Origin of the sequence: Paraburkholderia sp. XV (assembly GCF_020177535.1) — a bacterium.
Classification (GTDB): domain Bacteria; phylum Pseudomonadota; class Gammaproteobacteria; order Burkholderiales; family Burkholderiaceae; genus Paraburkholderia; species Paraburkholderia caribensis.
The window spans coordinates 55,731-62,885 of the sequence record NZ_JAGUUD010000042.1 but is presented as its reverse complement, the minus strand read 5'-3'; the positions used below and the strand labels follow the sequence as shown (position 1 = coordinate 62,885).

Genomic DNA, 7,155 nt, shown 5'->3' with positions numbered 1-7,155 from the left:
GCGGCGGCAAAGAAAAGTAGGTGCCGCCCCGCACAGGGGCGACGCTTGAAGCGAGATAACGAATCGCGGATGCCAACAGTAAAACAAGCAAACCAAACCAAAGCGTCGCAGACAAAAAAAACGCTACTGAAACGCCACTTCCGCAAAACTCCGCAACTTCCGGCTATGCAGCTTATGCAGCCCATTAGTGCGCAGAATCTCCATCGCCTTCACCCCGATCTGCAAATGCTGATCAACCTGCGCGCGATAGAACTGATCAGCCATACCAGGCAGCTTCAGCTCCCCATGCAAGGGCTTATCCGAAACACACAGCAACGTGCCGTAAGGCACCCGAAACCGAAACCCATTCGCGGCGATAGTCGCACTTTCCATATCGAGCGCAATAGCCCGGCTTTGCGAAAGCCGCAACACCGGCTCCCGATGATCCCGCAATTCCCAGTTCCGGTTATCGACGCTCGCCACCGTGCCCGTACGCATCACGCGCTTGAGTTCGGCGCCGTCCAGCTGCGTGACCTGCGCCACCGCCCGTTCGAGCGCGACCTGCACTTCGGCCAACGCCGGAATCGGCACCCACAGCGGCAGATCGTCGTCCAACACGTGATCCTCCCGCACATAACCGTGCGCAAGCACATAGTCGCCAAGCCGCTGCGTATTGCGTAGCCCCGCGCAGTGCCCGAGCATGATCCACGCATGCGGACGCAGCACCGCGATGTGATCGGTAATCGTCTTCGCGTTCGACGGCCCGACACCGATATTGATCATCGTGATGCCACTGCCGTCCGCGCGCTTCAGGTGATAAGCAGGCATCTGCGGCAGGCGCGGCGGCGCATGGCCCTCGTCTTCCTGCTCGCCGAGATTCGCGTTGTACGTGACCACGTCGCCCGGTTCGACAAACGACGTGTACTCGCTGCGGTACGCCCGCAGATCGGCGTCGTCGGTCTTCGCCATCATCGTGCGGCCGAGCTTCACGAACTCGTCGATATAGAACTGATAGTTCGTGTACAGCACGTAGTTCTGGCAATGCGTCGGTGAAGTCGCCGTGTAGTGCTTGAGCCGGTGCAGCGAAAAATCGACCCGCGCCGCCGTGAAGAGCGCGAGCGGATGCGGCTCGCCGGGCAGCGGCTCGTACGTGCCGTTGACGATGCGATCGTCGAGCAGCGCGAGGTCAGGCGAATCGAACACGTCGCGCATCGCGAGCAGGCGCTCGCGGTCCAGATCGCCCTCGAGGTGAATGCCTTCGGCGAACGCGAAGTGGATGGGAATAGGCTGGTCGGACACGCCCACTTCGACCGAAACATGATGGTTCTTCACCAGCAGCCGCAATTGCTCGCGATAGTAATTGCCGAACAGATCGGGCCGCGTCACCGTCGTTTCGAACACGCCGGGACCCGCGACGAAGCCATACGAGCGGCGCGAGTCGACATGCGTGTTGGTCTCCGTGCGCACGCGCACGAACGGATAGCACGCGCGCACGCGCCGGTCGAATGGTTCGTTGCGGCGATAGCGCGCGAACGCATCGCGCAGGAACGACGTGTTCGCTTCATAGATGGCGGAGAGGCGCGTGACGGCGTCGGCTGCATCGCCGAAGGCCTCGGTCGGGAACGCGTTTGCGGGCATATGCACCGCGCGTTGATTGGTCTCGTAGTTCATCTTCGTTCGCCTCGATTGATGCAATGACATTACCACGGAACCCACCGCTTTTCGATGTGCCCGCGCCCGCGCATCGCGGGTTAGCGTGTTGCCGCGCACGCAGGGCGGCCCTTTCTGCAGCTCGCGCGGGAAGCGCGCAAAATAAGGCTATCGCCCGTTGTTCATGCCCGTGGGCAGCAGTGGATTTGCTAGAATTGGGCCACCTAATCGGAGAAACACCATGAAGCCGCTCTTCCCCGTCGCCGTTGCGCTGATGCTCGCCGTCAGCGGCGTCGCGATGGCTGCCCAGCCTGCCCCGTCCGCGCAAGAGGCGCAGGCAGCCGCAGACGCCCAAGCCGCCGCCAACGAACGGGCCGGCCTGCCGGATCTGAGAGCGATCAACCGCCCCGCGGCCGAAGTCAGCTCGAAAGTCGAGATCAACCAGCCGCGCACGCCGAGCTTCCACGAACGCAGCGGCAACGGTACCGAAATCACCGAGTACCGCGACAAGGGCAAGCCCGTCGAAATCGACGTGCGCTCGAACTTCGGCACGCGCTACCAGATGAGCGCGCCGACCGACACGTCGCCGCGCGTGTACGAATCCGGCAAGCCGCCCGCGCGCCTGCCGTCCGTGAACCTGCATTACTGATTGCCCCGAGAGCCGGCGCGCTGCTTTTTGGCGTGCGCGCCGGCTTGCTTCAAGCCGATCCGCCGGCCCAAATCAGCCCGGCGCGAATCGCAACAACGCTTTCAGCCCGCTTTCCCCAACCTCGCACTGGCTCAACGCCAGCCGACCAACCTGATCCGACGCCCCACGCATGGCCGTATTCACCGCTGTCACCGAAGCCCAACTCGCAGACTGGATGCGCCACTACGATCTCGGCGATGTCGTCGAGTTTCGCGGCATTACATCCGGTATCGAGAACAGCAATTTCTTTCTGACGACCACCCGCGGCGAGTACGTCCTCACCATCTTCGAAAAGCTCACGGCGCAGCAACTGCCGTTCTATCTCGATCTGATGCGCCATCTGGCGTCGCACCGCGTGCCCGTGCCGGACCCGATGCCGCGCGACGACGGCGCGCTGTTCGGCATGCTCAACGGCAAGCCCGCAACCATCGTCACGAAGCTCGACGGCGCGCCGGAACTCACGCCCGGCGTCGCACACTGCGTCGAAGTGGGGCAGATGCTCGCGCGTCTGCACCTGGCGGGCCGCGACTTCGCGCATCATCAGCCCAATCTGCGCAGCCTGCCGTGGTGGCAGGAGACGGTGCCTGGCGTCGTGCCGTTCTTGACGGACGCACAGCGGGCGCTCATCACGGAAGAACTCGCGCATCAACAGGCCTTCTTCGCGTCGGCGGACTATGCGTCGCTGCCCGAAGGCCCGTGCCATTGCGATCTGTTCCGCGACAATGTGCTGTTCGCGCATGCGGCGCCCGGCACGCATCATGACGTGGAGCTCGGCGGCTTCTTCGACTTTTATTTCGCCGGCTGCGACAAGTGGCTCTTCGACGTCGCCGTGACCGTCAACGACTGGTGCGTCGACCTCGCGACCGGCAAGCTCGACGACGCACGCGTCGACGCGCTGCTGCGCTCGTATCAGACCGTGCGCCCGTTCACTCCGGCCGAAAACCGGCACTGGGGCGACATGTTGCGCGCGGGCGCGTACCGTTTCTGGGTCTCGCGCCTGTATGATTTCCATATGCCGCGCGCCGCCGAACTGCTCAAGCCGCACGATCCGGGTCATTTCGAGCGCATCCTGCGCGAGCGCCTCGCGGGCGCCGCACTCTAGACCCTGGGCATCCATACCTCATGCAACTCATCGAAGTTCCGGCGAAAACCGGCTATGTGTGGTTCCGGCAAGGCATCTGGCTGTTTCGCAGGAACCCGCTCGCATTTCTGACGCTGTTCTTCGCGTACCTGCTCGCGATGACGGCGATCTCGCTGATTCCCATCATCGGCGGCGTGCTGCCGCTCATGCTGATTCCAGGCGTCGCCGTCGGCTTCATGGCGGCGTGTCGCGACACCATCGCGGGCAAGCCTGTGCTGCCCACTATTCTTGTCGACGGGTTCCGCTCGTATGGCGGCCAGGTGTCGAAGCGCCTGCTGCTGCTCGGCGTGCTGTACATCATCGCGATGGCGATCGTGCTGATGGGTTCCGCGCTCGCGGACGGCGGCATGTTGCTGCATCTGATGATCAGCGGCGAATCAATGCAGCCGGAAGCCGTCGCCAATAGCGACATACCGCTCGCCGTGCTGACGGCGCTTGCGTTCTACGTGCCCGTCGCGATGCTGTTCTGGTTCGCGCCCGTGCTCGCCGCGTGGCACGATGTGCCAACCATCAAGGCGATGTTCTTCAGCATCGTCAGCTGCTGGCGCAATCGCGGCGCGTTCATCGTGTATGGCGCGCTGTGGTTCGCGGTCGCGACCACCGTGTCGTTCGGACTGTCCGCGCTGCTGCAGGCGCTAGGCGCGGGCGAACTCGCGCTGGTGATCCTGATGCCCGCGTCGATCATCGTCACAACGATGCTCTACTGCTCGTTCTACGCGACGTATCGCGGCTGCTTCGGCGTGCAATCGCCCGGCCAGCCGTTGCCGCCCGCCCCCTCCTCTTCGTCGTCTTCCTGAACGACTCCCCGTTACGGGTCCGCTTTCCGGGTCCGCGCTGCGCATGCGGCGTGGATTTTCCGCGCCCGCGTGTGAAGCAGCGGCGCCTCGCGCCGCGTTTTTGCGGCACAATGCTTTGCACGCAATCCATTTGCACGCTTCGCTTCAGGGGACGTCCATGACCCAGCGCACCGCCTTTCCCGTTACGCTCGACGAGCAACTCTGCTTCGCGCTCTATTCGACCTCCCTCGCGATGACGAAAGCCTACAAGCCGATTCTCGACCGGCTCGGCCTCACGTATCCGCAGTATCTGACCATGCTGATCCTCTGGGAAAGCGACGACGTTACCGTGAAAGACATCGCCGCGCGCCTGAACCTCGATTCGGCGACGGTCACGCCGCTGCTGAAGCGGCTCGAATCGCAAGGGTTTATCGAGCGCGTGCGCGGCACTGAAGATGAACGGCTCGTCTTCATCCGGCTGACCAGGTCTGGCGTCGCGCTCAAGCGCAGCGCGCGCGAAGTGCCGGGAGAAATCTTCTGCGCGACCCAGCAAACGCCCGAATTCCTGATGCGACTGCGCAGCGATCTGCAGCAGTTGCGCGGCACGCTGAACGACTATCTCGAACGCTACTGACTCGCGTGCACGCGTGCCTATCGCATCGATAGGCAATTTAGTTTGCACGCTAATGATTTGCGCGATATATTTTGTCCATGCCAGTTCGATAGCGATGACGCGAAACACTGGCAAGCACTGACCCAATCATTGGACCCGATCAAGGAGCGTCAACATGAACGTACTGTACAAGGCAACGGCAACGAGCAATGGCGGTCGCGATGGCCGCGCAGTTTCGTCGGATAACGCGCTCGACGTGAAGCTGGCGGCACCGCGCGAACTCGGCGGCAACGGCGCACAAGGCACAAACCCGGAACAACTGTTCGCTGCCGGCTACTCGGCGTGTTTCCTGAGCGCGATGAAATTCGTCGCTGGCCAGCGCAAGCAGGCCTTGCCGGCAGAAACGACTGTGACGGCCGACGTCGGCGTCGGTCCGAACGACAAGGGCGGTTTCGCGCTGGATATCGAACTGCGCGTCTCGCTGCCGGGCCTCGACGCAGCGGCAGCGCAAGAGTTGGTGAACGCGGCGCATCAGGTTTGCCCGTATTCGAACGCGACGCGCGGTAATGTCGATGTGCGCGTGAACGTGGTCTGAGTCGATCTGGATTGATCGTCGCTTCGCAAGCAGCGCCCGCCTTTCGTGCGAAGGGCGGGCGCTGCTTCATTTTTGCGTCGATTTTCGATCCCACGGACATTGGGTTTGCGGCAGGCGGACACTATCATCGGCGGTGGCTTTTTCGGCCCGACGTCCGCATCCGCCGACGCGCAACAACTCAATCGATCATGACCCGCGCCTATCAGCTCGACGCACACTTTCAGAACGGACTCGTATGGTTTCGCCGCGACTTGCGCACGGGCGACAACGCGGCGCTGTATTACGCGCTCAAGCATTGCGAGCGGGTCTGGTGTGTGTTCGTATTCGATACGACCATTCTTCAGCCATTGATCGATTGGGCGCATCAACACGATGACCGCAAGGGCAAGGTGCAGGACCGGCGGATCGAATTCATTCTTGCTTCACTGGAAGAGCTGGAGAAGTCGCTGAAGCAAGGCGGCGGCGGACTGATCGTGGTGCATGGCGATCCGCATCAAGAGATTCCCAGGCTCGCCGCGCAACTCGAAGCCGAAGCCGTTTTCACCAATCACGACTACGAGCCCGTCGCGATCGAGCGCGATGAAAGCGTCGCAGAAAAGCTGCGCGATGACGGACGTCAGTTGCTGACGTTCAAGGACCAGGTGATTTTCGAGCGCGACGAACTGCTCAACGGACAAGGCAAGCCCTTCGCAGTGTTCACGCCGTACAAGAACGCGTGGCTCAAGAAGTTGACGCCGTTCGATCTGAAGCCCTATCCCGTCGAACGGTACGCACAGAGTCTTGCGCGGCCGCCGCGCAAGCTCGATCACGCATGGCCGACGCTCGCCCAAATGGGCTTCGCGCCCGGCAAGCTGGCGGAAACGGAGCTGCTGTCGGGCATGAGCGGCGCGCAAACGCTGCTTGAAGATTTTCGGACCCGCATCGACAGCTACGCCGACCGGCGCGACTTTCCCGCCGCGCGCGGGACGAGCCATCTGTCGGTGCACCTGCGCTTCGGTACGGTTTCGATCCGCACGCTCGCGCGGCTCGCGCACGGGATGTCGCTGCAACCCGACGGCCAGGGCGCCGCCACATGGCTATCGGAACTGATCTGGCGGGACTTCTACTTCATGATCCTCGCGCATCATCCGCATATCGCGAAGCGCGCGTCGTTCAAGCCGGAATTCGACACGCTGCGCTGGGAAACGGGCAGGCACGCCGACACGCTATTCGCGGCCTGGTGCGAAGGGCGCACAGGCTATCCGCTCGTCGACGCCGCGATGCTGCAACTGAACCGGACGGGCTTCATGCACAACCGGCTACGGATGGTGACGGCGAGTTTTCTGGCAAAGGATCTGGGTATCGACTGGCGACGTGGCGAGCGCTACTTCGAGGAGAAGCTCAACGACTTCGACTTCTCTGCGAACAATGGCGGCTGGCAATGGGCGGCGTCGACGGGCTGCGACGCGCAGCCGTGGTTCCGGATTTTCAACCCGGTGACGCAATCGGAGAAGTTCGATCCGCAAGGGCTCTTTATCAAGCGCTTCTTGCCTGAACTGGAGAACGTGCCCGCGAAGTGGATTCACGCGCCATGGCAGGCGAATCCCGATGATCTGAAGGACTGGGGCGTGGTGCTGGGGAAAGACTATCCGCAGCCTGTCGTCGATCATGCAAAAGCGCGCGAGCAAACACTGGCGCGCTATGGCGTGCTGCGCTCGCGTTGAGCGCTTTTCA

7 protein-coding genes are annotated in these 7,155 nt (G+C 62.7%); 6 read left to right on the top strand and 1 reads right to left on the bottom strand.

Annotation, left to right across the window (positions count from 1 at the left end; all coding sequences use genetic code 11):
* Positions 1-123: 123 nt before the first annotated feature.
* A complete protein-coding gene (locus tag KFO72_RS20565; protein WP_054933485.1) occupies positions 124-1,650 on the bottom strand; it encodes an AMP nucleosidase in 1,527 nt (508 codons plus the stop codon).
* Between the two features lie 220 nt (positions 1,651-1,870).
* On the opposite strand from KFO72_RS20565, the gene KFO72_RS20560 reads away from it, so the two are divergent.
* From KFO72_RS20560 to KFO72_RS20535, 6 genes are all read left to right on the top strand, one after another.
* Positions 1,871-2,278 (top strand): hypothetical protein, encoded by a 408-nt coding sequence (locus KFO72_RS20560; RefSeq protein WP_035999458.1) that lies wholly within the window; start codon positions 1,871-1,873, stop codon positions 2,276-2,278.
* A 169-nt stretch (positions 2,279-2,447) separates the two neighbouring features.
* Positions 2,448-3,419, top strand: a complete 972-nt coding sequence (locus KFO72_RS20555) for a homoserine kinase (RefSeq protein WP_054933484.1) — start codon at positions 2,448-2,450, stop codon at positions 3,417-3,419.
* Between the two features lie 20 nt (positions 3,420-3,439).
* Positions 3,440-4,255, top strand: a complete 816-nt coding sequence (locus KFO72_RS20550) for a BPSS1780 family membrane protein (protein WP_035999453.1) — start codon at positions 3,440-3,442, stop codon at positions 4,253-4,255.
* A 157-nt stretch (positions 4,256-4,412) separates the two neighbouring features.
* Positions 4,413-4,868, top strand: coding sequence for a MarR family winged helix-turn-helix transcriptional regulator (locus tag KFO72_RS20545; RefSeq protein WP_054933483.1), 456 nt, complete (start codon positions 4,413-4,415; stop codon positions 4,866-4,868).
* 154 nt (positions 4,869-5,022) lie between these two features.
* On the top strand, positions 5,023-5,442 hold the full coding sequence (locus tag KFO72_RS20540) for an organic hydroperoxide resistance protein (RefSeq protein ID WP_225032886.1): 420 nt from the start codon (positions 5,023-5,025) through the stop codon (positions 5,440-5,442).
* A 188-nt stretch (positions 5,443-5,630) separates the two neighbouring features.
* A complete protein-coding gene (locus KFO72_RS20535; RefSeq protein WP_225032885.1) occupies positions 5,631-7,145 on the top strand; it encodes a cryptochrome/photolyase family protein in 1,515 nt (504 codons plus the stop codon).
* Positions 7,146-7,155: the final 10 nt, after the last annotated feature.